Below are 24,965 nucleotides of genomic sequence, written 5' to 3' on the forward strand. Positions count from 1 at the left end.
GCCCGTGGTCGACACGGGCTGCCTGAACGACAGCGCCGCCTTTCCCCTCCGCCATCTCTTGAACGAATTGCCGCAACGCTGGCGTTCGACCCCATCCGCTTCGCCCTCACACAGCTCATTGTTGCCACTAGGAACCACAAGCGCCGCTTGGTGATGCGTCTCGACAACGTCGAACCGGCAATGGGGCAACGCTCGCTTGCTGGGCGGGCGCGCACATTCGATAATGTGCGGACAACGAATTTGCCTTTCCGATTATAATTGCTTTTTTTATAAATCTGGATGACTATGCCACTGATCTATCTGGTTGCCGGTGCTCGACCCAACTTCATGAAAATCGCACCGATCGTGCGCGCCTTGCAACAGCAGGACGCGCTCACGTTCAAGATCATCCACACCGGCCAGCACTACGACCGCGAGATGAACGATGTCTTCTTTGAAGAGCTGGGCATTCCCCAGCCCGATATCTTCATGGGCGCGGGCGGCGGCAGCCATGCCCAGCAGACGGCCAAGATCATGGTCGCGTTCGAAGAACTGTGCCAGGCCGAGCGCCCGGCCGCCGTGCTGGTGGTGGGCGACGTCAATTCCACCCTGGCCTGCTCGATCGCCGCCAAGAAGCTCAACATTCCCGTGGCCCACGTCGAAGCGGGCTTGCGCAGCGGCGACATGACCATGCCGGAAGAAATCAACCGCCTCGTCACCGACAGCATCAGCGACTGGTTCTTCGTCACCGAGCCAAGCGCCGTGACCCACCTGCAGCGCGAAGGCAAGGCCGAGTCGGCGATCCATTATGTCGGCCATGTGATGGTCGATAATGTGTTGTTCCAGGCAGACAAGCTCAGCGCGGCCGATACGTCCTCGTACGAAACGAGCGCCATCAAGGCCACGCGCAGCGCCAATGGCGCGCGCTACGGCGTGGTGACCCTGCACCGTCCCAGCAACGTGGACGACGCCGCCATGATGCGCACCCTGGCCGGCGCCCTGCGCGAGATCGCCCAGGAGTTGCCGCTGATCTTCCCGGTGCATCCGCGCACCCGCGCCAATCTCGACAGCTTCGGCATCGACCTGGGGCCGAACGTCACCCTGGTCGGCCCGCAAGCCTACATGGCCTTTCTTAACCTGTGGAAGGACGCGGCGGTGGTGCTGACCGACAGCGGCGGCTTGCAGGAAGAAACCACCGCGCTGGGCGTGCCCTGCATCACGATCCGTGAAAACACCGAGCGCCCGGTCACCGTCGACGAAGGTTCGAACGTGCTGGTCGGCACCGATCCGGCGCGCATCGTGGCCGAGGCGCGCAAGGTCTTGCGCGGCGAAGGCAAACAGGGCCGCCGTCCGCACCTGTGGGATGGCAAGGCGGCCGAGCGCATCGTCGCCATCCTGACCAAGGAACTGGCGTGAGCGAGCGTATCGAGATGATGGGTTGTCTGATGGACAACCTGACGATGGAAGAAACCTTGCGAAAAGTGGAAGGTTTCATCGCCGCCGGCACCCCCCACCAGCACGTGGTCGTCAACGTCGACAAGCTGGTCAAGGCCAACCGCGACCCCGAACTGCGCCGCATCATCAACGAATGCGCGCTGATCAACGTCGACGGCATGCCGGTGGTATGGGCCGCGCGCCTGCTCGGTAAACCCCTCAAGGAGCGCGTGGCCGGGGTCGACCTGTTCGAAGCGCTCATGAAGCGCGCCGCCGAAAAAGGCTGGCGCGTCTACCTGCTGGGCGCGCGCGAGGAAGTCGTTTCCGACGTCAAGCGCATTTACGAGAAAAAATACGCCGGCATGACCCTGGCCGGCTACCGCAACGGCTACTGGAAACCCGAAGAAGAAGCGGGCGTGGTCGAGCAGATCGCCGCCGCCAAGGCCGACCTGCTGTTCGTGGCGATCAGTTCGCCCAAAAAGGAACATTTTTTGGGCCAGTACCAGGCGCAGATGAAAATTCCGTTCGCGATGGGCGTGGGCGGCACCTTCGACGTTGCCGTCGGCAGGGTCAAGCGCGCCCCGCTGTGGATGCAGAAAAGCGGCCTGGAGTGGTTCTACCGCTTCCTGCAGGAGCCGCGCCGCATGTTCCGCCGCTACTTTATCGACGACATGGGCTTCATCTGGCTGTTCCTCAAAGAAGCAACCCGGCGCTGAGCCCTGCTTGCTGAATCCACGTTGCTGAATCCTATTTACACTATTCATTCAAAGGCAGTTTTATGAGCACAATTGGCGTCATCGGTCTTGGCTACGTCGGCCTCCCCCTCGTTGTCGAGTTCGCGAAACTGGGTCCGACCATCGGCCTCGATATTTCGGTCTCCAAAGTCGAATCCTGCCGGCGCGGGGTCGACCCCTCGCGCGAATTGTCGGACGAGCAGATGGCCGCGGCCGTGCACGCCGAGTACACCAACGATCCGGCCCGCCTGGGCGACGCCGACCTGATCATCGTGGCCGTGCCGACCCCGGTCGACATCGCCCACAATCCCGATTTCGGCCCGCTGATCGGCGCCAGCCAGGTGGTCGGCAAGCACATGAAGAAGGGCGCCACCGTCATCTACGAGTCCACCGTGTATCCGGGCGCGACCGAAGAAGTGTGCATCCCCGTGCTCGAAAAAGCCTCGGGCCTGAAGTGGAAGGATGACTTTTTCGTCGGTTACTCGCCGGAGCGCATCAACCCGGGCGACAAGGAACACACCCTGACCACGATCTTGAAAGTGGTCGCCGGCGACACCCCGGAAACGCTGGAAAAAGTGGCCACCATGTACGAGTCGATCGTCAAGCCGGGCGTGCACCGCTGCTCGAGCATCAAGGCCGCCGAAGCGTGCAAGGTCATCGAAAACACCCAGCGCGACCTGAACATCGCGCTGATGAACGAACTGGCCATCATCTTCGACAAGATCGGCATCGACACCTCCGAAGTGCTGAAAGCGGCCGGGACCAAGTGGAACTTCCTCAAGTTTTCGCCAGGCCTGGTGGGCGGCCACTGCATCGGCGTGGACCCGTACTACCTGACCCACAAGGCCGACATGCTGGGCTACCACCCGCAAGTGATCCTGGCGGGGCGTCGCATCAACGACGGCATGGCCAAGTTCATCGCCGAAACCACCATCAAGAACATGATCGCCGCCGGCAGCTACATCAAGGGCGCCAAGGTCAACGTGCTGGGCCTGACGTTCAAGGAAAACTGCGCCGACCTGCGCAATTCCAAGGTGGCCGATGTGATCACCGAACTGAAAACCTACGGCGTCGAGGTGTTCGTGCACGACCCGTACGCCGATGCCGACGAAGCGATGCACGAATACGGCGTCAAGCTGGTCGGCTGGGATGAATTGCCGCGCGCCGACGCGGTCGTGGCCGCCGTCTCGCACCGCCAGTTGATGGCCACCTCGATCGAAGACTTCCAGAAGAAGTTGATCAAGGGCGGCGTGTTCATCGACGTCAAGGCCGCCTTCGACCAGGCCGCACTGGTCGAGGCCGGCATCAAGGTATGGCGCCTGTAAAGGGCGTCCTGGCAGGGCGGCGCCAACGCGGCGCCGCCCTGCTGCTGATGCTGGCCGTGGTGGGCCTGGGCGCGGCCTCCATGCTCATGGCGGGGATCGGCAAGACCGATACGCGCGCGGGACCGGAGCGGCGCAGCGCGGCCGCGCTGGCCCAGGCGCGCGAAGCGCTGATCGGCTTTGCGCTGGTCAACGGGCGCTTGCCGCGCCCGGCGCAGGAGGACGGCGGCGGACGCGAGTTCGACGGCCGCTGCGACAGCGAAGAGCGCTGCAGCGGCTTGCTGCCCTGGGTGACGCTGGGCCTGCCGCCCGGCGACGGCTGGGGCAAGCTGCTGCGCTACAGCGTCACGCCGGCGATGAGCGCGGCGCCGGTCCACCCCACCGTGGCCTTCGGCACCAAGTCGATCGTCACGCGCCGCGACGGCCGGCTGGTGCGCCAGGTTGGCGCGGCGGCGTGTTCGATGGCCACCCAGTGCGGCGCCGCCGTGGTGTTTTCGTACGGGCGCGAGCATGGCGGCACCAGCGTGCACGGCGTGCGCCAGCCCGGCACGTCCCTCACCAATGCCGATGAGCGCTTCAACGCGCTCGCCATCACCACCTTCATCGAACGCCCCCTGAGCCGCGATCGACTGGCCGCCGGCGGCGAGTTCGACGACCAACTGGTGCTGTTGCCGGTCGGCGTACTGTTTAATCGCATGAGCCTTGCGCGCATCTTGCCGCAGAGCGAGTAGGGCGGCCACGGGCCGCCTTCACCTTTTTTCGAAAGCATCACATCATGAAAATTCTTGTTACCGGCGGCCTGGGCTACATCGGCTCGCATACCTGTGTCGAACTGATCAAGGCCGGCCATGAGCCGATCGCGTTTGACAACCTGTCCAACAGCCAGCGCAGCGTGCTCGATCGCGTGCAGCGCATCAGCGGCCAGCCACTGGCCTTCATCGAGGGCGACATCCGCGACGGCGCGGCCCTCGACGCCGTCTTCCAGGCGCACCGGATTGGCGCCGTGATCCACTTCGCCGGCCTGAAAGCGGTTGGCGAGTCGGTGTCGCAGCCGCTGCGCTACTACGACAACAACGTGACCGGTTCGCTGGCGCTGTTCGACGCCATGGCGCGCCACGACGTCAAGTCGCTGGTGTTCAGCTCCTCGGCCACGGTGTACGGCGACCCGGTCTCGGTGCCGATCAAGGAAGATTTTGCCTTGTCGGCCACCAATCCCTATGGCCGTAGCAAACTGATCATTGAAGACATGCTGCGCGACCTGATCAAGGCCGACCCGAGCTGGCGCATCGCGCTGCTGCGCTACTTCAACCCGATCGGCGCCCACGAGAGCGGCTTGATCGGTGAAGAGCCGAACGGCATCCCCAACAACCTGCTGCCGTACATTGCGCAAGTAGCCGAAGGGCGGCGCGAGTTCCTGTCGGTGTACGGGGGCGATTATCCGACCCCGGACGGCACCGGTATGCGCGATTACATCCACGTTGTCGACCTGGCAATCGGTCATGTCAAAACCTTAAGCAAGCTGGCGACAGGTCCCGGCATTGTTACGTACAATCTTGGCACCGGGCGCGGTAACAGCGTGCTGGAAATGGTGCGCGCGTTCGAACAGGCCAGCGGCAAGCAAGTGCCCTACCGGATCGTGGCGCGCCGCCCCGGCGATATCGCCGCCTGCTACGCCGACGCCAGCTTCGCCGAAAACGAGCTCGGCTGGAAGGCGGAGCGCGACGTGGCCCAGATGTGCGCCGACGCATGGCGCTGGCAATCCCTGCCCAAGTAATGTTTGAGCGCATGCTCGACGAACAAACTAAGGAAAGAACTCCATGAAAGCGATGATCCTGGCCGCTGGTAAAGGCACCCGTGTGCGCCCCCTGACCTATGATCTGCCCAAGCCGATGATCCCGATCCTGGGCAAGCCGGTGATGGCCTACCTGGTCGAGCACCTGGCCAAGTACGGCATCACCGAAATCATGGTCAACGTCAGTTATCTGCACGAAAAGATCGAAGAGTATTTCGGCGAAGGGCACCAGTTCGGGGTCCAGATCGGCTACTCCTTCGAAGGCTACACCAACGATGAAGGCGAGGTCGTGCCGCAGCCGATCGGCTCGGCCGGCGGCATGAAGAAGATCCAGGAATTCGGCGGCTTCTTCGACGACACCACCATCGTGCTGTGCGGCGACGCCCTGATCGACCTCGACCTCAAATCTGCCCTGTTCGAGCACCGCCGCAAGGGCGCGCTGTGCTCCGTCATCACCAAGGAAGTGCCGTGGGATAAGGTGTCGAGCTACGGCGTGGTGGTCACCGACAAGGATGGCCGCATCACCGAGTTCCAGGAAAAGCCGTCCGAAGCCGAGGCCAAGTCGAACTTCATCAGCACCGGCATCTATATTTTCGAGCCGCAGGTGATCGACCTGATTCCCTCCGGCGTGCCGTTCGACATCGGCTCCGAACTGTTCCCCCTGCTGGCCAAGGAAGGCATGCCGTTCTACGCGCAGACGCGCGGGTTCAACTGGATCGACATCGGCAGCGTGTCCGACTACTGGCAGACCCTGCAAAACGTGCTGCTGGGCGAAGTCGCCCACATGGACGTGCCCGGCATCCAGGTCGAAGACGGCCTGTGGGTGGGCCTGAACACCCGCATCGACTGGGAAGGCACGACCATCGAAGGGCCGGTCTATATCGGCTCGGGCGCCTGCATCGAGGCCGGCGTGACCATCATCGGCCCGAGCTGGATCGGGCATGGCAGCCACATTTGCGAAGGCGCCAAGATCGTGCGCAGTGTGTTGTTCGAATACACACGGGTCTTGCGCGATGTAACGTTAGATGAAATGATCGTTTTTAAGGATTACAGTGTGGATCGGGCCGGCGAAATGAAGCACGTGTCGGACTACGCCTCGGACGAGTGGGTCAATGCGCGCGACCGCCGCTTTACCCGGCGCACCGATGCGCCGCTGGAAGCGGTCAAGTAAGACCATGCGAGCACCGAGCGGCACATAAAAACAGCAGCATAAAAACGACCTGAAAGAGATGCAATGAAAATCTACCCAGTGATCCTGTCCGGTGGCGCGGGAACGCGCTTGTGGCCCTTGTCGCGCGCGGTGCTGCCCAAGCAGTTGCTGCCCCTGGTGACCGACAAGACCATGCTGCAAGACACCGTCCTGCGCGTGGCGGGCTGGCCCGAGCTGATGGCGCCGCTGGTGGTGTGCGGCAACGAGCACCGCTTCCTGGTGGCCGAGCAACTGCGCGAAATCGGCGTGACCCCGCTCGGCATCCTGCTCGAACCGGTCGGGCGCAACACCGCCCCGGCGGTGGCCGCCGCCGCGAACTACCTGCGCGCCATCGATCCGGACGCGGTCATGCTGGTGCTGCCGGCCGACCATGTGATCGACAAGAACGTGCCCTTCGCCGAGGCGGTGGCCCAGGCCGCGACCCTGGTGGCCGATGGCGCCCTGGCCACCTTCGGCATCGTGCCGCAGGCGCCCGAGACCGGCTACGGCTACATCCACCGTGGCGCGCCGGCGGCCGGCGCCAGCGGCGCTTACCAGGTCGACCGTTTCGTCGAGAAACCCGATCGCGCCAGCGCCGAGGGTTTTGTCGCCGACGGCGGCTATTACTGGAACAGCGGCATGTTCCTGTTCCGCGCCGAAGGCTACCTGCGCGAGCTGGGCGAATTCGCCCCGGCCATTGCGGTGGCGGCCGAAGCGGCCGTGCGGCTCGGTTACCGCGACCTCGATTTCTGCCGCCTGGACGAAGCGGCGTTCGCCAGTTGCCCGTCGGACTCGATCGATTACGCCGTGATGGAACGCACCCGCCATGCGGTGGTGGTGCCGGCCGACATCGGCTGGAGCGATGTCGGTTCCTGGTCGGCGCTGTGGCAGGTGCAGCAGGGCCGTGGCGCGGACGCCCAGGGCAATGTCCAGCGCGGCGATGTGTACCTCGATGGCGTGAGCAATTCGCTGGTGCGCGCCGAGAGCCGCATCGTGGCCGTGGTCGGCGTCTCCGACCTGGTCGTGGTGGAAACGCCGGACGCGGTGCTGGTGGCGCACAAGGACCAGGTGCAGCGGGTCAAGCAGATCGTCGACCATCTGAAATTGAAAGAGCGCACAGAACACTTGCATCACACCAAGGTGTACCGCCCGTGGGGGTATTATGAGGGCATCGACGCGGGCGACCGCTTTCAGGTCAAGCGCATCACTGTCAAGCCGGGCGAAAAATTGTCGCTGCAGATGCATCATCACCGCGCCGAGCACTGGGTGGTGGTCAGCGGCACCGCGCGCGTGACCTGCGGCGAGAAAGTCAGCTTGTTGTCGGAAAACGAATCGACCTACATCCCGATCGGCATGACGCACCGTCTCGAAAACCCTGGCAAGGTGCCGCTGCACATCATCGAAGTGCAGTCGGGCAGTTACCTGGGCGAGGACGATATCGTGCGTTTCGAAGATATCTACCAGCGCGCGTAAAGTTTGCTGGGTGTAATCAAGCAAGGGAGCCGCGGCTCCCTTTTTGATTGGCGCGCGCGAGGAGGGTGTCCGATTGGTTGTCAGACAACTTGAATGCTGCATTGCAACAAAGTGGCTGCGGCCATTTCTAACGCGTCGGCGTCAGAAAATGTTGCCAAACACACTTAGTTACAAATTAGTGCTTTTTTCGTGTCCTAAAATTGACGTTTCCAGAAGTTTTTTTATGTTTCTTGAGTGGCATGTTCTAGCTACGTTGCGCTAATATACGTCAACGTCGCATAAAAATGATAAAGAAAAGCAATTTGTTAAATCCTGAAATAAATTTCCCCTGCAGAATTGTTTCTCCACGCATAGAATTCGAGCCGTTCTCCGAATTTATCCGATGTGAGGAAGTATGTTTTTTAACGTATTCAAGCACACGCTGGTCAGCGCCGGCATCTTTGCACTGACCGCTTGCGGCGGTGGAGAGCCAGTCGACAGCACCAGCGGCAGCATCCAGCCGGCACCGAATTCCGCACTGCAGCAGTCGCCTTCGCCATTACCTTCGCAGTCATCTTCCAGCGCCCCTGTCAGCGCCAGCGCCGGCGCCTTGCGCGCCACGCCGGCGGTCAGCGCGGCCGAGCGCGAAGCCGAGCAACTGCGCATGGTCCCCTACGAGCAAGCTTTTTCGATCGAGATGCAGCGCCGCGCGCAGGAGCGTCCCGAGCATCTGCGCGGGCAGGGCGAGCCTGCCACGGCGCAGGCGGCCTGCGAGCCGGGGCGGCCGTCCGGCTGTCCCGCCAGCGCGCCCGATGCGGCGACGCTCGTGGTCACCCCCGCCCAGCCGCTATAATCGGCGCTGCGGGGCAAGCGGCCCCGTTCACCCGACCCTGGCCACTCCATGACCCTGCGCGCAGCACTGATCCTGACTTTGGCCCTGGCCGCCACCACCGGCCAGGCCGGCGCCCAGGGCGCTTCGGCGCCGCGCCTGCGCCCCAGCCAGCTGGCGCTGGTCGTCAACGATGCCGAACCGAACAGCGTGGCGATTGCCGCGTATTACCGCAAGGCGCGCGCCATTCCCGCCGCCAACGTCATCCATGTGAGCATCCCCGGCAAGCCGCAGCGGCTCGACGCCGCCCGCTTTCAAGCCCTGAAAGAAAGCATCGACAGCCAGCTTCCGGCCGGTATCGAAGCGGTGCTAATGGTCTGGACCGCACCGTACGCCGTCGAATGCAATGCCATCACGGCCGCCTACACCATGGGCTTCGACCCTGGCCAGTGCAGCAATACCTGCGCCGCCAGTCGTCCCAGCGCCTACTTCAACGCCAGTTCGGTCCAGCCCGTGGCCGACTTCCGCATGCGCCTGTCGATGCTGCTGCCGACCGACTCGGTGGCGCAGGCCAAGGCCTTGATCGACCGTGGCGTGGCCAGCGGCTTTCGCGTACCGAACGCCACCGCGTACTACCTGGTCACCTCGCAGGCGGCACGCAATTCGCGGGCCGAGCTGTTTCCGCGCGACGGACACATCGCCGCCAAGAAAATCCGCACCAAAACCCTGCACAGCGACGCGCTTGAGGGCAAGAGCGACATCATGGTCTACCAGACCGGCATGGCGAAGGTCGACAAGCTCGACAGCGTCAAGTTTTTGCCGGGCGCGCTGGCCGACCACCTGACCTCGTTCGGCGGCGACCTGCATGGCGCCAGCCAGATGAGCAGCCTGCGCTGGCTGGAAGCGGGCGCCACCGCCAGCTACGGCAGCGTCAGCGAACCCTGCAATCATTGGCAAAAGTTTCCGCATCCCAGCATCCTGCTCAAGCATTACCTGAGCGGCAGCAGCGCCATCGAAGCTTACTGGCGCAGCGTGGCGTGGCCGACCCAGGGCGTGTTCATCGGCGAACCGCTGGCCGCGCCGTATGGACGCTGAGCCTATGGACGTTGAGCCGCTGAGCGAATCCGGGCCGGTGCACGAGATCGGCACACCCCATCCATGGAACCGTTTTGTCGCCTCCACGCTCGGCTGGATTGTCAAGATCCTGGCCTGGCTGCTGATGCTGGCGATCCCCTCCTGTATCGGCTTGCGCCTTTACCTGGACCGCGCCGCCTCCGTGCCGGATTTGCTCGGTTGCTACCAGTCCGCCTACGATACCGTGTGTTTCATGCCGGACGGCCATTTCGAGCAGCGCACGTCAGCGGGGGTAGTCCACAACACCGGAACGTTTACCACGTCCGACAATGGTTCGGGCGAGGCTGGCACGCGCTTGATGGAAGCACGCAATTTCGTCGACGTATGCCCCTGGTGCGACGGGATCGCCGCAGTCCACGAGGAGGTCATCCAGCCCATCGATGAGCCGCTCCTCGGCCCCAACTTTAGGCGCGGCCGAGTAGGCGGCGAGGAAATCATGTACCGGAAGAACTCCGCCGACGGCTCCCCGGCCCCTTCGCGCTATTAAGCGCCGGCCGACGCATGAGGTCTTCATCACGGCGAAAAAACTGTCGGATGACAGCATGCATGTGCCTGGGTGGGAGCGCTCTCCCTGCCTGGACAGGGCGCACGCCCGCGAACTTGGCATCGCGGCCGAGCTGGCCGGGATCCACGCCGTGCGCCAGTTGACCTGTCGCGACTGGAACGATTGATGTCCGGCCAGCGCGCACGCTTGCGCTGAACAACGGCCTTGCCCTCCGCGGCGGGTAAGCTGATCCTTCGGCATGCCGCCGCTGTAAGGGAAATAGCATCCACCCCAGTCGTCTTCGTCATCATGTTGTCATTTATCACAACTATGATGAAATTTACTATGGAAGAATACTTTTTGCTAACATAGAACACCACCGTCCGTAGTCGGCATGACAATGACGACTCCACTCTACTCCCTTCAGGAAGTTTCGATGAAAAAGCCCGTAGCAACCATCCACATTCCCGGCCGGCTTACCGTGCTGGCCGCACTGATGGCAGGTCTTGCCGTTCCCGCCATGGCGGCCTCGCCCGACCTCGTGATCAGCCAGCTGTACGGCGCCGGTGGCAATGCCAACACCACGTTCTTTACCCACGACTACATCGAAATTTTCAACCGCGGCAGCGCCCCGGTCACCGCCGAAGGGTGGAGCCTGCAGTACGGCTCGGCCGCCAGTACCGGCGCCTGGAGCGGCAAGTCGGCCCTGCCGAACTTTACCGTCGAGCCGGGCCAGTACATCCTGATCCAGCAGCAGAGCGGCGGCACGGGCCAGCCGGCGCTGCCAACCCCGCTCATCGCGCCGCAAAGCGGGTTTAACATGTCGGGAACCACCGGCAAAGTGGCCCTGGTGCGCGATACCGTCACGCTCAGCGGCGCCACCCCGACGGGCGAGAACATCGCCGACCTGGTCGGCTTCGGCACCGCCAACGGCGCCGAAGGCACGCGTGCGCCGGCCATGTCGGCCTCGCTGGCCTTGTTCCGCGCCAACGGCGGCTGCGCCGATACCGACGACAACAGCGTCGATTTCGGCACTGGCGCGCCGGCCCCGCGCACCAGCGCCTCGGCCCGCAATACCTGCGGCGCCACCGTGCCGCAAGCCAAGCCGATCGTGCCGGCCTGCCCGGCCAGCCTGGCCATCGAACAGGGTAAACCGGGCGCGGTCTTGCTGCGCGCCTCGGATGAAGACAGCATCGTCAATGGCGCGGCCATCGCCAGCGGCGCCGTGCCCGGCATCAGCCTGGGCAGCCTGACGGCGGCCAGCGCGAATGGCGCGTCCGCCAGCGTCAACCTGCAGGCCGGCGCGGCCCTGGCATCGGGCAGCTACCCGCTCGTGATTCGTTTCACAAACAATGCCGGCCAGGAAGCGACCTGCCCGGTCAATGTCAGCGTCTCGGGCGCGGCCACGATTCCGCAAATCCAGGGCGCCGGCGCGACCAGCCCGTTCGCCAATGTCAGCGTGAGCACCGAAGGCGTGGTCACCCACAAGGTGTCGAACGGCTACTTTATCCAGGATGCCAACGGCGACGGCGATCCGGCCACCTCGGACGGCCTGTTTGTCTTCACCGGCACCGCGCCGACGGTGGCGCTGGGCGACCTGGTGCGCGTGAAAGGCACCATCGTCGAGTACAAGCCGACCGGCGCGCTGCGCACCTACACTGAAATGAAGGACGTCACCGGCACCGATGTGCTTGGCGGCGGCAATAGCGTGACGCCAGTCAATATCGCCTTCGAGCCGGGCATCGACCTGGCGCGCTACGAAGCGATGCTGGTCAATATCACCAACACGCTGACCGTCAACCAGACCAGCTACCTGGGCGACCGCGGCGAACTGACCCTGTCGGTCGGACGCCGCGAAACCGCGACCAACCGCTTCCGTCCGGGCACGCCGGAGGCGCTGGCGCTGGCCGCGTCGAATGCGGGCAACCAACTGGTGCTCGACGACAGCAGGTTCGTCACCCCGCCGGCCGCCACGCCGCCGTGCGCCGATGTGGTGGCTTGCTCGGGCATTCCTTACCTCGGCCAGGATGGCACGGTGCGCGCCGGCGACACCGTCGGCAAGCTCGTTGGCGTACTCGACTTCGGCGCCATCGGCGGCGGCGGCGCGGCTTTCAAGATCCAGCCGACCGCAGCGCCGTCGTTCACGCGCAGCAACCCGCGCCTGGCCGCACCGGAACTGCCGGTCGGAAATGTCAAAGTGGCCAGCGCCAACGTGCTCAATTTCTTCACCACCTTCCTCGACGGCGCCGACGCCTGGGGCCGCACGGGGCAGGGCTGCAAGGTCGGCTCGACCACGCGCGCCTCGAATTGCCGTGGCGCCGACAACATGCCCGAATTCGTGCGCCAGCGCGACAAGATCGTTAATGAACTGAAGGCCATCGACGCCGATGTGGTGGGCTTGATGGAAATCCAGAACAACGACGACATCGCGGTCGACTACCTGGTCAGGCAGCTCAACGCGGCCATTGGCTTCGACACCTATGCCTACGTGCCTAAGCCGGCCGCCACCGGCACCGATGCGATCCGCGTGGCCATGATCTACAAGCCGGCCAAGCTGGCGCTGGTCGGCGGCGCGCTGTCCGACGGCGACGCCGTCAACAACCGACCGCCAATGGCGCAGACCTTCAAGGCCGGCAACGGCGCCAGCTTCTCGGTGATCGTCAACCACCTCAAGTCGAAGGGTGGCTGCGGTAGCGGCGCCAATGCCGACCTGGGCGATGGCCAGAGCTGCAATAACGCCACCCGGGTGCTGCAGGCGCAGCGCCTGGCCACTTACTTCATTCCGCAAGTGGTGGCAAGCGCGGGCGACCCGGACGTGCTGGTCATCGGCGACATGAATGCGCACGGCTTCGAAGATCCGATCCACCTGCTCAACCAGGCCGGCCTGGTCAACCAGCTCGAGCGCTTCGTGCGTCCGGCCGGCATTCCTTACTCCTACGTCTTCGACGGCGAAAGCGGCTACCTCGATCATGCGCTGGCCAGCACCTCGCTCGACGCCCAGGTGGCTGGCGCCACCGAATGGCATACCAATGCGGATGAACCGACCGTGATCGACTACAACACCGACGCCAAGAGCGCCGCCGCCCAAGCCCTGTTCAAGAATGACGCCTTCCGCTCCTCGGACCACGATCCGGTGGTGGTGGCGCTGAACCTGGCGCCGACCTATGCCGACGTCACGTCCAGTTTCGACGTCCGGGGTTCCGGCCTGCGCGTGGATATCTTCAAAAATACCTTCAGCGGCACCCTGACCATCACCAACACCAGCAAGGGGCCGATTACCGGGCCGGTCCATGTTGTATTTTCTTCACTGACTCCTGGCGTAACTGTTGCTACACGGACTGGAATGTTGGGAACCGAACCATATATGACTGTTAACAATGGTACAATACCAGTTGGCGCCAAAGTCACCCTTTCCGTTGTTTACAGCAGTCCCGCCCGTAAAGGCGTTGGTTTCGTCACGAAAATTTTAAGTGGTTCACTCTAAGGGAAGAAGAATGTTCGATATCAAAAAAATCATCACGAAAGCATTGCTCGCTGTAACGTTCGCATTGGGTGCAAGTGCTGCCTGGGCTATTCCGACTTATCACGTCAACATTGACTCAAGTCAATTTGTCGGCAAGGGCGGCGCCATGTTGCTTAGTTTTAATAGCAAGCAAGCTGCCACCTCGGCCTTTGCCGATGTGAGCAATTTTGGCGGGATCTTCGAGTATGAACTGAGCCGTAGTGGCGCTGTCACCGGCGCGATTCCCGGTATTGTCAATTTCGCCAACAGCGGCAATCTCAATTACCTGATGCACAAGGTAACGCTCGGCGGCATGCTCAGTTTCGACGTCACCTTCCATGGCGACTTCGAAACCATTCCAGGCTCGTTTGGCGCCTTGTTCGGCGTGGCGCTGGTCGATCTCGATACGGGCGACTATCACGGCGCTGAGAATAACCTGATCGAGTTCGATCTCAACCCACCGTTGGACGATGGTGGCACGCCAACCATCAAGATCGACAATCCAACCCGTATCGTGACCGTGACCACGAACGCGGTTCCGGAACCGTCCGACCTGCTGCTGGTCATGACCGGCCTGGGCCTGGTTGCCTTCGTGCGTCGTCGCACCAGCAAGGCGACGCGCTAGGCGACGCGCTAAGTACGCCCCGGGCGGGCCACGGTCCGCCTGCATCGATCGCACATTTTCCGGCAACGGCGAGTGTGCTTTTTTTTTCGCCCGCACGCCCCGAAAAACCTTGCTCTAAAGCATGCCAAATATCCCCGCGCCCGCTATGAAAGAATAGTTGTCGCAACCGTCGGCGGCATGGTAGCCTTGCACGCCAAATTGAGCATTGAGGAGTCGAACGGATGTTTGCAGCAACAAAAATCAACCACTCCCGGCGCACGCGCCACGCGGGCTTCACCCTGCTTGAATTACTCGTCGTTATCGTCATCATCGGCTTGCTCGCCGCTTACGTGGGGCCGAAGTATTTCGCCCAGCTCGGCAAGTCCGAAGTGACGGTTGCCAAGGCCCAGATCGAAGCGTTCGAAAAGTCGCTCGACACCTACCGCCTCGACGTCGGCCGCTATCCGACCACCGAAGAAGGCATGGCCGCATTGCTGGTCGCGCCCGCCACCGCCGGCGCCAAATGGAACGGTCCTTACCTGAAAAAGGCCGTGCCGCAGGATCCATGGGGCCGCCCGTACCAGTACCGCGCGCCGGGCACCAAGGGTGAGTACGAAATCGTGTCGACCGGCAAGGACGGCCAACCCGGCGGCACCGGCGAAAACGCCGACATCACGTCCCAATAGTTTCCTGACCCCGCAGTTTTACCTTTCTCCGCAAAGGCCTCATGCAGTTTGCTGTCCGTACCCTCGCGCCCGATCTGGGCATTAGCAGCCAGGTGGTCGACGCCCAGGATGAGGCCGATGCCCGTCGCCAGTGCGAGGCGCGCGGGCTGTTCGTCAGCGCGGTCGAACCGGTGCGCGCCGCCGGCCTGCGCCGTAGCCGCGGCGCCAGTCTGTCGCTGGTGCTGTTCAGCCAGGAACTGCTGGCCTTGCTGACGGCCGGCCTGGGCATCGTCGAAGCGCTCGAAGCCCTGCTCGAAAAAGAAACCAGCGTCTCGACCCGCAACGTGCTCGAACGCCTGCTCGGCGGCTTGCGCGAAGGCAAGCGCTTTTCCAGCGTGCTGGCCGACCAGCCCGACCTGTTTTCGCCGCTCTACATCGGCATCGTGCGTGCCGCCGAAGGCACCAGCGACCTGCCGCGTTCGCTCGCGCGCTACATCGATTACCAGCAGCGCATCGACGTGGTGCGAAGCAAGATCGTCAGCGCCGCCATTTATCCGGTGATCCTGTTGGCCGTCGGCGGCGGCGTGAGCATGTTCCTGATTACCTACGTGGTGCCGCGCTTTGCCGAGGTCTACCAGGGCGCCGGACGCAACCTGCCGTGGATGTCGCAGATGCTGCTCGGCTGGGGCCAGTTCGCCAGCGGCCATACCAGTGTGCTGCTGGGCGGCCTGGCCTTGCTGGTCAGCGCGCTGGTGCTGCTGTGGCGCCGCCTGGCTGGCAACGGCGGCCTGGCGCGCCTGGTCACGCGCCTGCCCGGCATCGGCGAACGGGTGCGCATTTACGAACTCTCGCGCCTGTACCTCACGCTCGGCATGCTCAGCGAAGGCGGCATCACCATCGTCAACGCCATCGATACCGTGCAGGCCATGGTGTCGAGTTCGATGCGCGCTTCCTTGAGCGCGGCGCGCACCGGCATCGAGTCCGGCCTGCCGCTCTCAAGCGCGTTCGAGGCGAACAGCCTGACCACCCCGATTTCGCTGCGCATGCTGCGGGTCGGCGAGCGCACCGGCGACATGGGGCCGATGCTGACCCAGTCGGCGGCCTTTTACGACGGCGAAATCAGCCGCTGGATCGACCGCTTCACCCGCACCTTCGAACCCTTGCTGATGGCCGCCATCGGGCTCGTCGTCGGCGCCATTGTGGTGCTGCTGTATATGCCGATTTTCGACCTGGCCGGAGACATGTCTTGAGTACTGCCGTGCCGTCTCCCATTCTCGACCCAAGCCTGCTGGCCGCCGCGCGCGCGCGCAGCCTGCAGACGCAGCGTCCGCTGGTGGCCGAACTGGAAGCGGCCAGCGGCCTGGATGCGCGCCAGATCGTCCAGGCCCTGGCCGACCCGTTTGGTTTAACGGTGATGGAAACGGCCGAGATGCTCAGCTGCGCCACCGCGTTCGACCTGCTGCCGCTGGCCCAGGCGCTGGCGCGCCACTGCGTGCTGCTGCGCGAGCCCGGCGGCCAGGTGCTCGGCGTGATCGCCGACCCGTTCGACGTCGACCTGCAAACCTGGCTGAGCACCCGCGCGCGCGCCACGCCTGCCGCGCCGCTGCATGTGCGCCTGGCGCTGCAAGCCGATATCCAGGCTTACCTGTCCAAGCAGGAAGAATCGGCGCGCGCGGTCGACACCCTGGTGGCCAACGTGGGCGACGCCCGGCGCGACGGCAAGACCGCCGCCGTGCTGTCGTTCGCCTCGGTGTCCGAGGCCGCCAGCCCGGCCGTCAAGCTGGTCAACTCGACCCTGTACGACGCGCTCAAGGCCGGCGCCTCCGACATTCACCTCGAAAGCACCGCCGGCGGCCTGGCCGTCAAGTACCGGGTCGACGGCGTGCTCGATCACGCCACCTCGGTCGGCGGCGTCGAAGTGGCCGAGCACATCATCTCGCGCCTGAAAGTGCTGGCCGAACTCGATATCGCCGAACGCCGCGTGCCGCAGGACGGCAGCTTCCGGGTCGAGTCGGGCGGACGCGAAATCGACCTGCGCGTGTCCATCATGCCCAGCATTCACGGCGAGGACGCGGTGATCCGTATTCTCGACAAGCGCGCCATGATCGAAGCCTACGGCGCGCTCACCTTGGAGGCGCTCGGTTTCGACGCGGCCTCGCTGGTGTCCCTGCGCATGCTGGCGCAGGAAGCCTACGGCATGCTGCTCGTGACCGGGCCGACCGGCTCGGGCAAGACCACGACCTTGTACGCGGCCCTGACCGAAATCCATAACGGGCGCGAAAAAATCATCACCATCGAAGACCCGGTCGAATACCAGCTGCCCGGCATTTTGCAGATTCCGGTCAATGAAAAGAAGGGCCTGACCTTTGCCAAGGGCTTGCGCTCGATCCTGCGCCACGACCCCGACAAAATCATGGTCGGCGAAATCCGCGACCGCGAAACCGCCGAAATCGCGGTGCAGTCTGCCCTGACCGGCCACCTGGTGCTCACCACCGTCCACGCCAATAACGTGTTCGACGTGTTCGGCCGGTTTACCCACATGGGCATCGACCCCTACGCCTTCGTCTCGGCCCTCAACGGCATCTGGGCGCAGCGCCTGGTGCGCATGAACTGCCCGCACTGCGCGGAACAATTCACCCCGAGCGACGCCGAACTCGATGCCGTCAACCTGGAACGCGCCGACGTGCACGACTATCTTTTCATGCAGGGCAAGGGCTGCGGCGATTGCCGTGGCACCGGCTACAAGGGGCGCCGTTCGATCGCCGAAATCCTCACCCTGAACGACGAAATCCGCGAACTGATCGTCGACAAGCGCCCGATCCGCCAGATCAAGGCGGCGGCCCACGCCAACGGCACCCGCAGCCTGCGCCTGGCCGCGCTCGACCTGGTCAAGCGCGGCGCCACCACGCTCACCGAAATCAAGCGGGTGACCCTGCATGCGTAGACGGCTCGGACAATCGCTGCGGGTCGGCATCGCGCCCGGCGCCGTCGCGCTCCTTAAAACCAGTCGCTTTGGCGGCAACGCGCCCGAACTGGTGGCCGAACTGGCCTTCGACGGCGGCAGCCACCCCGAGTCGATCGCCGGCGCCCTGCGTCTGCTGCTCGAAGGCGCCGGCAGCGCCAACTGGCCCGTCACCATCGTGCTGGCCGATGAACTGGTGCGCATCTGGCAGGTGACGCCGCCCACCGGCAGCGCGCGCCTGGCCGACCTGGAAGCGGCCGCAGCGCTGCGCTTTCAAACGCTGTTCGGTGAGCCGACCGGGGCCTGGCAACTGGCCGCCGGCTGGGATGCGGCGCAGCCGTTCCTGGTCGCCGCGCTGCCGCGCCACTTGCTCGCGCTGATCGAACAGGTGTGCGCCGCCCAGCGCGCGCCGCTGGTGGAACTGGCGCCGCAATTCGTGGCCGGCTTTAACCAGTGGCGCGGGGCGCTCAAGGCTGGCGCCTGGTATGGCCTGGTGCAGCAGCGCGTGCTGACCATTGCCGCCATCGAGGACGGGGCGATCCGCGCCGTGCGCGCCGCCGCGCTGCCCGAGGGCGCCGGTCTTGACTGGCTGGCCGCGCATGTGGCGCGCGAAGCGCTGCGTCTGAACCTGTCCGTGCCGGCGCGCCTGTGCGTATCGGGACACGCGCCGGCCGCCTGGAGCAAGGGCGCCGCCCATCCCGCGCTGGCTTGCCATTTGCTGGGACAAGGACAGGGCGCCGGCTGGTCCGACTGCGCGCGCCTGGCCGCCACCGGGAGCCGGGTATGAAGCCGGTCCGCATCGATTTCGCGCCGCCGTCCATGCAGCGCACCTTGCACCGCGCCGGTCCCGGCGCCTGGGCCGTGGCCGTGCTGGGCCTGGCGCTGTGCGCCGGCGCCGCCACCTTGGGCTTTCGCCTGGTAACGCAGCAGCGCGCCGACAGCGCCGAATTGAACGCGGCGCGCCTGCGTTCGCGCGCTCCGCTGGTGGTAGCGCCCGTGGTGCAAGGCCCGCGCATTTCGGAAGCGCAGGCGGCCGGCGTGAACGCCGCCATCCTGCAACTGAACTTGCCGTGGCGCGCCCTGTACGACGCCATCGCCGCCGCCACGCCCCCCGGCATCGGCATGCTGGCGCTGGAACCGGACGCGCGCAAACGCAGCCTGAAAATCACCGCCGAAGCGAAAAGCAGCGATGCCATGATCGAATACGTCGAACTGCTCAAACGCGAGGAACTGTTCGCCGGCGTGACCCTGATCCGCCACGAAATCAACGAGCAGGATCCGAACAAGCCAATCCGCTTCCAGCTTGAAGCCGAATGGGTGGCGCCATGAGCGCGCCGACCTTGGCCAAGCTGGCGTTGCGCGCGCGCCTGGCCGTGGCCGCTGGGGGCCCGTTTTTCTGCGGCGCCTGCGTGCTGCTGCTGGCCGGCGGCGCGGCCGTCGCCTGGCTGCTGCCGCAGGGCGCGCTGCAAGCGCAGCGCCATGCCGTCGCGCTCGGCCTGGCGCGCATGCCGCCACCGGTCGACAAGCCGGCGCCCGTCATCGCCAACGAAAACCTGGCCCTGTTCTATGCCACCCTGGGCGAGAAGCGCTACGCCGAACAGCAGGTCAAGACCTTGTTCGGCATCGCCGCCAAGAGCGGCCTGTCGCTCTCGCAGGGCGACTACAAGGCCGCGTACGACCGCAATGCGCGCCTGCATACCTATCAGGTGACGTTGCCGGTCAAGGGCAGCTATGGCGCCATCTGGAAGTTCACCATCCTGTCGCTGCGCGCCATTCCCTTTGCCTCGCTCGACGAAATCAGCTTCAAGCGCGACAACCTCGGCGAGCCGGCGCTCGAAGCGCGCGTGCGCATGACCTTTTACCTGCAAGATGCGCCGGGAGCGCCGCAATGAACCCACGCCATCTCGTCATGGGCGCCGCCGTGCTGGCGGCCGCCGGCCTGCTCATCTTCGGCGACAACAAGCCCGAGTCGGACGTGGCCGAAGCAGTCGAACGCAGCGCGCCGAAGGCCGCCGTGGTGCGCGCAAGCAGCGTCGCCGCGCCGGCGGAACCCGCGATCCTGCGCCTGGCCGCGCGCGACACCCTGATCGGCGACGACGACGCCTTCGGCGCCGGCGTGTTCGGCAGCCAGAACCTGAACCCGCCGCCCGCCGCGCCGCCGGTGGACAACACGCCACCGCCGCCACCGCCGCCACCAAGCGCGCCGCCGCTGCCGTTCGTCTTCATCGGAAAAGCGGTGGGCGAGGGCGCGTGGGAAGTCTTCCTCGCGCGCGGCGACAAGACCTATATCGTACGTAACAAGATGGTGATCGACGGCGTGTACCGGGTGGACGCAATCGCGCCGCCCACATTGACCCTGACCTATCTGCCTTTGAACCAGGTTCAACAGCTCAACATTGGAGTCTTCGACTGATGGCTAGTCACCGGATTGGCACACGTTGCCTGAATTTGCCACCCTGGCGCCGCCTTGCGCGCGCCGCCGCCGCGCCGCTGATCGTGTTGGCGCTGGCTGGCTGCGCCGGGCAGGCCGCTTACCTCGAAGGCAATTCGCTGGTCGAGAAAGATGAAATCGAGGCGGGCTTGATCAAGTACCGCCAGGCAGTCGACGCCCAGCCCGAAAACCCGGTCTTTCGCGCCGCCTATCTGCGCGCGCGCGACCGCGCCGCCACGCGCCTGCTCGACCAGGCCGACCGCGCGCTCGCCGCCGGCAGGCCGGCCCCGGCGCTGCAGGATTACCAGCGCGTGCTGGGGTTCGATCCGGCCAACGAGCGCGCCCGCGCCGGCCTGCGCCTGATCGAGATGGACCAGCGCCACGCCAGGGCGATGGAAGAGGCCACGGCCGCTTTCGAGCGCAAGGAATACGAGCCGGCGCGCGCGCGCGCCGCCGCGATCCTGATCGAGCGTCCGCAGTACGAACCGGCGCGCCAGCTGCTCTTGCAGGTGGCCGAAAAGACCGCCGCGCCGGCCGCCGAAACCGGCCTGTCCGCCGCCTACAAGACGCCGATCAGCATCGAGTTCCGCGACGCCCCGCTCAAGCAGGTGCTCGACGTGATCGCGCGCCGCTCGAACCTGAACTTCATCTTCGACAAGGACGTCAAAACCGACCAGAAGACTTCCATCTTCTTGAAAAACAGCACGGTCGAATCGGCCATCTACTACCTGATGGTGTCGAACCAGCTGGACTACCAGGTCATGGACGGCAATACCCTGCTGGTGTACCAGAACGTGGCCACCAAGCTCAAGGAATACCAGGAAATGACGGTCAAGACCTTCTTCCTGGCCAACGCCGACGCCAAGGTGGTGGCCAACACGCTCAAGACCATTTTGAAGTCGCGCGACGTGGTCATCGACGAAAAGCTCAACCTCGTGATCTTGCGCGACAACCCGGAAGCGATCAAGCTGGCGGCCAAGCTGGTGGCCCTGCAGGACGTGGCCGAGCCGGAAGTCATGCTCGAAGTCGAGATCTTGGAGATCAAGCGCAGCCGCCTGCTGGAACTGGGCGTCTCGTGGCCCACCACCTTGACCCTGGCGCCCCTGACCACGCCCGGCGGCGGGCCGCTCACGCTCGACACCGTGCGCGGGCTGGGGCGCGCCGACATCGGCCTGTCGTCGCTGTCGACCACGATCACCGCGCGCAAGACCGACGGCGACTCGAACACCCTGGCCAATCCGCGCATCCGCGTGCGCAACAAGGAAAAGGCCAAGATCGTCATCGGCGACAAGGTCCCGAACATCACCACCACCTTGTCGTCGGGCGGCGTGGCGAACGGCTTTTCGCAGGAATCGATCACGTATCTGGATGTCGGCCTGACCCTGAACGTGGAGCCGACCATCTATTTGAATAACGAAATCGGCATCCGCGTCGGCCTGACGGTGAGCAGCCTGCTCGACACCATCACCACCGCCTCGGGCACCACGGCGTACCGCATCGGCAACCGTGAAGCGTCGACCATGCTGCAACTGAAGGATGGCGAAAACCAGGTGCTGGCGGGCCTGATCAACAACGAAGACCGCAGCAACGGCACCAAGATTCCGGGAGTCGGCAACCTGCCGGTGGTCGGGCGCCTGTTCGGGCGCACCGCCGACGGCGCCGACCGCACCGAGATCGTGCTGTCGATTACGCCGCATTTGATCCGCAACATCCAGCGTCCGCCGGCCAGCGCGTCCGAGTTCAGCGCCGGCACCGAGACCAGCTTCCGGCGCCGTCCGGACACGACGCCGCGCGCGCCGGTGGTCATGCCGCCGTCGCCGGGCGTGCGTGCGCCGGCCCCGGCCCCGGTCCAGGCCCCGGCGATTCCGGAAGCGCCGGCGGCCGCCGTCACCCCGGTGCCGGTCCCGGAAACCACGCCCGCGCCGGAGCAATGATGGCGCAGGGGCGGGGCCGCGGCTTCACGCTGATCGAATTGCTGGTGACCCTGGCGATTCTGGCCCTGCTCGGCACCCTGGTGGTGCCGGTGACGCAAGTGACCATGCAACGCCAGCAGGAGCAGGAGTTGCGCCGCTCGCTGCGCGAAATCCGCCAGGGCATCGACGCCTACAAGCGCGCTTACGACGAGGGTCGGATCGCGCGCGCCTTGAACAGCAACGGTTACCCGAAATCGCTCGACCAACTGGTCGAAGGCGTGCCCGATGTGCGCAGTCCCACCCGCGCCAAGATTTTTTTCCTGCGCCGCGTGCCGCGCGACCCTTTCAGCGCCAGCGGCGATGTGAATCCCGCCCAGACCTGGGGCAAGCGTAGCTACGCCAGCGAGGCCCTTGACCCGCGCGAAGGCGAGGACGTGTACGATGTGTATTCGACCTCGGACCGGGTCGGCCTGAACGATGTACCGTACCGCAAATGGTAAAGACGATGCAAGCAAACCAAGGCCGCCTGACGCGCGGCTTCACCCTGATCGAACTGCTGGTGGTGCTGGGCATTGTCGCGCTGCTGCTCACGCTCGCGGTGCCGCGCTTTTTTCCGAGCATCGACAGCGCCAAGGATACGATCCTGGCCGACAACCTGCGCAACACGCGCGCCGTGATCGACCAGTACTACGCCGACACCGGGCGCTATCCCGATTCGCTGGAACAGCTGGTCGAGAAAAAATACCTGCGCAATATTCCCGTGGACCCGGTGGCCGACAGCAGCACCAGCTGGATACTGGTGCCGCCTGAAGACACCACCAAGGGCAACCTGTACAGCATCAAGAGTGGGGCGCCCGGCAATGACCGCAACGGCAAACCGTATCTCGACTGGTAGGGCCGCGCCGCGCCGCCAGCGCGCGCACGGCTTTACCTATCTGGGGCTGATCATCCTGGTCACCATCATCGGCCTCGTTGGCGCGGCCAGCCTGAAAGTCGGCTCGCTCATGCAGCGCGCCGCCGCCGAAGAAGAACTGCTGGCCATCGGCGCCGCCTTCAGCGATGCGCTGCGCAGCTACGCCGCCGCCACGCCGCCGGGCCAGCCGCAGCAGCCGCCCACCTTGCAGGAACTGCTCAAGGACCCGCGCTTTCCCGGCACCCGGCGCCACCTGCGCAAGATTTTCGTCGACCCGATCACCGGCAAAGCCGAATGGGGTGTGATGTACGTGGGCGACAAGCAGGGCGTGCTCGGGGTCTACAGCCTGTCGGACGCGCCGCCACTCAAGGTCGGCAACTTCGACGCGCGCTTTCTGAACATGGAAAACAAGAGCAAGCTGTCGGAGTGGAAGTTCACCTTGTCGTCGCAGACCATGGCGCCGCAGGAACCGATGACTGTGCCCGGGCAGAACCAGCCGGGCCAGCCGGCGCCGCTGTTTCCGCCCGCCGACGGTGCTGCGAAGCCGGCCGACCAGATGGCACCCGCGCCGGTCCCTGCGCCAGCCCAGGAACCGGCCGCGGACGCCGCCATGCCGCCGCCCGAGGAAGCGCAGCCTGAGAAGACCGATCCGCCTGCGGACAAGCCTGACGAGCCGGTAGAGCCGCCGCAAGAAGATCAGTCCGGCAAGGAGAGTGCCGGGCAGGACGAGCGCCAGCGCGACGAACGCCAGCGCGACGACGGCCGCCGCAACGAGCCTAAAAGGGAAATGTAGGCGCAAAAAAAGTTACCAGTACTTTAATGATCTAATAAAGCACCGGTGCCCCATGAACTGAATTATCTGATCGTCGAAGAATTATCGCGCATGAGTAACGACAAGCTCAAGGGTGACCCTGGTCCCTCCGTGCGCGCCGTCCTGGCGCGCCGGTATCCTTGCAAAGCGGCTGGGGCGCGACGATGACGCCCGCTGATGCCACTCAGCGCCCGCTGCGCTTGAAATCGCGGAAGCGGAACCCCAGTCGGAACAACACCACGAAATAAGCCAGGCCGCTGCCGGCCACGATGGCGAACCGGGCGCCGGCGCGCAGCCGGTCGAACTGGATCTGGCAGTACCAGGCGAAGAGGCCCATCACGGCCACGGCGATCACCAGCTTGACGAAAAAGACCAGCCAGCCCGGTTGCGGCACGTAAATGCCGCGCTTGCGCAGCAGTGTATTCAGCACGGCGGCATTGAGGCAGGCGCCCTGCCGATCGACAGCGCCAGTCCCGCCACACCCTCCAGCGGCGGCACGAACACCAGGTTCATCAACTGCACCGCCACCAGCACGCCGATAGCGATGCGCAGCGGCGTGCGCACGTCCCGGCGCGCACAGAATGCCGGGCTGAGCATCTTGACCGAGATGTTGCCGACCAAGGCGGCTCGGTACGCCATCAGCGCGATGGCCGAGGCGTAATTGGGTTGAGTGAATTACATGATCCATGTGTTTGTCGCCACTGATCCACCGCTTGCTATCGGAAATCGGCGCGGCCGCCAACTATTGAATGTGTTGTTTGCACACGCGGTCATTTTGGTTTAGGGCGGAACGTTATATACACACGATTTTAGTT

The 24,965-nt window shown here is 64.7% G+C and carries 26 protein-coding genes; 24 read left to right on the top strand and 2 right to left on the bottom strand.

Annotated elements, in window-relative coordinates; translation table 11 throughout:
- Positions 1-327 precede the first annotated feature (327 nt).
- The 24 genes from wecB (at position 328) to F2P46_RS14605 (ending at position 24,132) form a co-directional block, all read left to right on the top strand.
- Positions 328-1,395: a non-hydrolyzing UDP-N-acetylglucosamine 2-epimerase gene (gene wecB, locus F2P46_RS14495; RefSeq protein WP_229509283.1), complete on the top strand. Its 1,068-nt coding sequence runs from the start codon at positions 328-330 to the stop codon at positions 1,393-1,395.
- Positions 1,392-2,129, top strand: a complete 738-nt coding sequence (locus F2P46_RS14500) for a WecB/TagA/CpsF family glycosyltransferase (protein ID WP_368737912.1) — start codon at positions 1,392-1,394, stop codon at positions 2,127-2,129. The genes wecB and F2P46_RS14500 overlap by 4 nt, the downstream gene beginning before the upstream one ends.
- 62 nt (positions 2,130-2,191) lie before the next feature.
- On the top strand, positions 2,192-3,472 hold the full coding sequence (locus F2P46_RS14505) for a nucleotide sugar dehydrogenase (RefSeq protein ID WP_166890679.1): 1,281 nt from the start codon (positions 2,192-2,194) through the stop codon (positions 3,470-3,472).
- The gene (locus tag F2P46_RS14510; RefSeq protein WP_166890681.1) at positions 3,460-4,200 is read left to right on the top strand and encodes a hypothetical protein; all 741 of its coding nucleotides are present in this window, start codon (positions 3,460-3,462) and stop codon (positions 4,198-4,200) included. The genes F2P46_RS14505 and F2P46_RS14510 overlap by 13 nt, the downstream gene beginning before the upstream one ends.
- A 44-nt stretch (positions 4,201-4,244) precedes the next feature.
- The gene (gene galE, locus F2P46_RS14515) at positions 4,245-5,243 is read left to right on the top strand and encodes a UDP-glucose 4-epimerase GalE (RefSeq protein ID WP_166890683.1); all 999 of its coding nucleotides are present in this window, start codon (positions 4,245-4,247) and stop codon (positions 5,241-5,243) included.
- Positions 5,244-5,286: 43 nt separating this feature from the next.
- Entirely contained in the window at positions 5,287-6,432 is a 1,146-nt protein-coding gene (locus F2P46_RS14520) for an NDP-sugar synthase (RefSeq protein WP_166890685.1), read from the top strand.
- 63 nt (positions 6,433-6,495) lie between these two features.
- Positions 6,496-7,923 carry a mannose-1-phosphate guanylyltransferase/mannose-6-phosphate isomerase gene (locus tag F2P46_RS14525; protein ID WP_166890687.1) on the top strand — a complete coding sequence of 476 codons (1,428 nt, stop codon included), beginning with the start codon at positions 6,496-6,498 and terminating at the stop codon, positions 7,921-7,923.
- Positions 7,924-8,317: 394 nt separating this feature from the next.
- Positions 8,318-8,755, top strand: a complete 438-nt coding sequence (locus tag F2P46_RS14530; protein WP_166890689.1) for a hypothetical protein — start codon at positions 8,318-8,320, stop codon at positions 8,753-8,755.
- Between the two features lie 48 nt (positions 8,756-8,803).
- A complete protein-coding gene (locus F2P46_RS14535) occupies positions 8,804-9,826 on the top strand; it encodes a TIGR03790 family protein (RefSeq protein WP_166890691.1) in 1,023 nt (340 codons plus the stop codon).
- A 4-nt stretch (positions 9,827-9,830) separates the two neighbouring features.
- A complete protein-coding gene (locus tag F2P46_RS14540; RefSeq protein WP_166890694.1) occupies positions 9,831-10,352 on the top strand; it encodes a hypothetical protein in 522 nt (173 codons plus the stop codon).
- Between the two features lie 55 nt (positions 10,353-10,407).
- On the top strand, positions 10,408-10,536 hold the full coding sequence (locus F2P46_RS38250; protein WP_267875859.1) for a hypothetical protein: 129 nt from the start codon (positions 10,408-10,410) through the stop codon (positions 10,534-10,536).
- A gap of 249 nt (positions 10,537-10,785) precedes the next feature.
- Positions 10,786-13,833: an ExeM/NucH family extracellular endonuclease gene (locus F2P46_RS14545; protein ID WP_229509284.1), complete on the top strand. Its 3,048-nt coding sequence runs from the start codon at positions 10,786-10,788 to the stop codon at positions 13,831-13,833.
- A gap of 10 nt (positions 13,834-13,843) precedes the next feature.
- Positions 13,844-14,476 (top strand): NF038129 family PEP-CTERM protein, encoded by a 633-nt coding sequence (locus F2P46_RS14550; protein ID WP_166890697.1) that lies wholly within the window; start codon positions 13,844-13,846, stop codon positions 14,474-14,476.
- Positions 14,477-14,697: 221 nt separating this feature from the next.
- Positions 14,698-15,141 (top strand): type II secretion system major pseudopilin GspG, encoded by a 444-nt coding sequence (gspG, locus tag F2P46_RS14555; RefSeq protein ID WP_166890700.1) that lies wholly within the window; start codon positions 14,698-14,700, stop codon positions 15,139-15,141.
- 41 nt (positions 15,142-15,182) lie between these two features.
- The gene (locus tag F2P46_RS14560; protein WP_166890702.1) at positions 15,183-16,370 is read left to right on the top strand and encodes a type II secretion system F family protein; all 1,188 of its coding nucleotides are present in this window, start codon (positions 15,183-15,185) and stop codon (positions 16,368-16,370) included.
- Complete coding sequence (locus F2P46_RS14565; protein WP_166890705.1) at positions 16,367-18,064, top strand: GspE/PulE family protein; 1,698 nt, start codon at positions 16,367-16,369, stop codon at positions 18,062-18,064. Before F2P46_RS14560 ends, F2P46_RS14565 begins: the two co-directional genes overlap by 4 nt.
- Entirely contained in the window at positions 18,057-18,869 is an 813-nt protein-coding gene (locus F2P46_RS14570) for a hypothetical protein (protein ID WP_166890708.1), read from the top strand. The genes F2P46_RS14565 and F2P46_RS14570 overlap by 8 nt, the downstream gene beginning before the upstream one ends.
- Entirely contained in the window at positions 18,866-19,411 is a 546-nt protein-coding gene (locus tag F2P46_RS14575) for a PilN domain-containing protein (protein ID WP_166890711.1), read from the top strand. The genes F2P46_RS14570 and F2P46_RS14575 overlap by 4 nt, the downstream gene beginning before the upstream one ends.
- Positions 19,408-19,974: a hypothetical protein gene (locus tag F2P46_RS14580; RefSeq protein WP_166890714.1), complete on the top strand. Its 567-nt coding sequence runs from the start codon at positions 19,408-19,410 to the stop codon at positions 19,972-19,974. Before F2P46_RS14575 ends, F2P46_RS14580 begins: the two co-directional genes overlap by 4 nt.
- Positions 19,971-20,495, top strand: a complete 525-nt coding sequence (locus F2P46_RS14585; RefSeq protein WP_166890716.1) for a hypothetical protein — start codon at positions 19,971-19,973, stop codon at positions 20,493-20,495. The genes F2P46_RS14580 and F2P46_RS14585 overlap by 4 nt, the downstream gene beginning before the upstream one ends.
- A gap of 35 nt (positions 20,496-20,530) precedes the next feature.
- The gene (locus tag F2P46_RS14590; protein WP_229509285.1) at positions 20,531-22,447 is read left to right on the top strand and encodes a secretin N-terminal domain-containing protein; all 1,917 of its coding nucleotides are present in this window, start codon (positions 20,531-20,533) and stop codon (positions 22,445-22,447) included.
- Positions 22,447-22,926 (top strand): type II secretion system protein, encoded by a 480-nt coding sequence (locus F2P46_RS14595; RefSeq protein ID WP_229477232.1) that lies wholly within the window; start codon positions 22,447-22,449, stop codon positions 22,924-22,926. Before F2P46_RS14590 ends, F2P46_RS14595 begins: the two co-directional genes overlap by 1 nt.
- 5 nt (positions 22,927-22,931) lie before the next feature.
- Positions 22,932-23,321 (top strand): prepilin-type N-terminal cleavage/methylation domain-containing protein, encoded by a 390-nt coding sequence (locus F2P46_RS14600; RefSeq protein ID WP_229509286.1) that lies wholly within the window; start codon positions 22,932-22,934, stop codon positions 23,319-23,321.
- Positions 23,287-24,132: a type II secretion system protein gene (locus F2P46_RS14605; protein ID WP_229509287.1), complete on the top strand. Its 846-nt coding sequence runs from the start codon at positions 23,287-23,289 to the stop codon at positions 24,130-24,132. Before F2P46_RS14600 ends, F2P46_RS14605 begins: the two co-directional genes overlap by 35 nt.
- A 202-nt stretch (positions 24,133-24,334) precedes the next feature.
- Here the strand turns inward: F2P46_RS14605 and F2P46_RS37670 are convergent, their stop codons facing one another.
- Together F2P46_RS37670 and F2P46_RS37675 are read right to left on the bottom strand one after the other, a co-directional pair.
- Positions 24,335-24,580 carry a hypothetical protein gene (locus F2P46_RS37670; protein WP_229509288.1) on the bottom strand — a complete coding sequence of 82 codons (246 nt, stop codon included), beginning with the start codon at positions 24,578-24,580 and terminating at the stop codon, positions 24,335-24,337.
- Entirely contained in the window at positions 24,574-24,789 is a 216-nt protein-coding gene (locus tag F2P46_RS37675) for a lipid II flippase MurJ (protein ID WP_229509289.1), read from the bottom strand. The genes F2P46_RS37670 and F2P46_RS37675 overlap by 7 nt, the downstream gene beginning before the upstream one ends.
- Between the last annotated feature and the right edge of the window lie 176 nt (positions 24,790-24,965).

It is taken from the genome of Massilia sp. CCM 8734 (assembly GCF_011682155.1).
In the GTDB taxonomy this organism is placed as follows: domain Bacteria; phylum Pseudomonadota; class Gammaproteobacteria; order Burkholderiales; family Burkholderiaceae_D; genus Telluria_A; species Telluria_A rubra.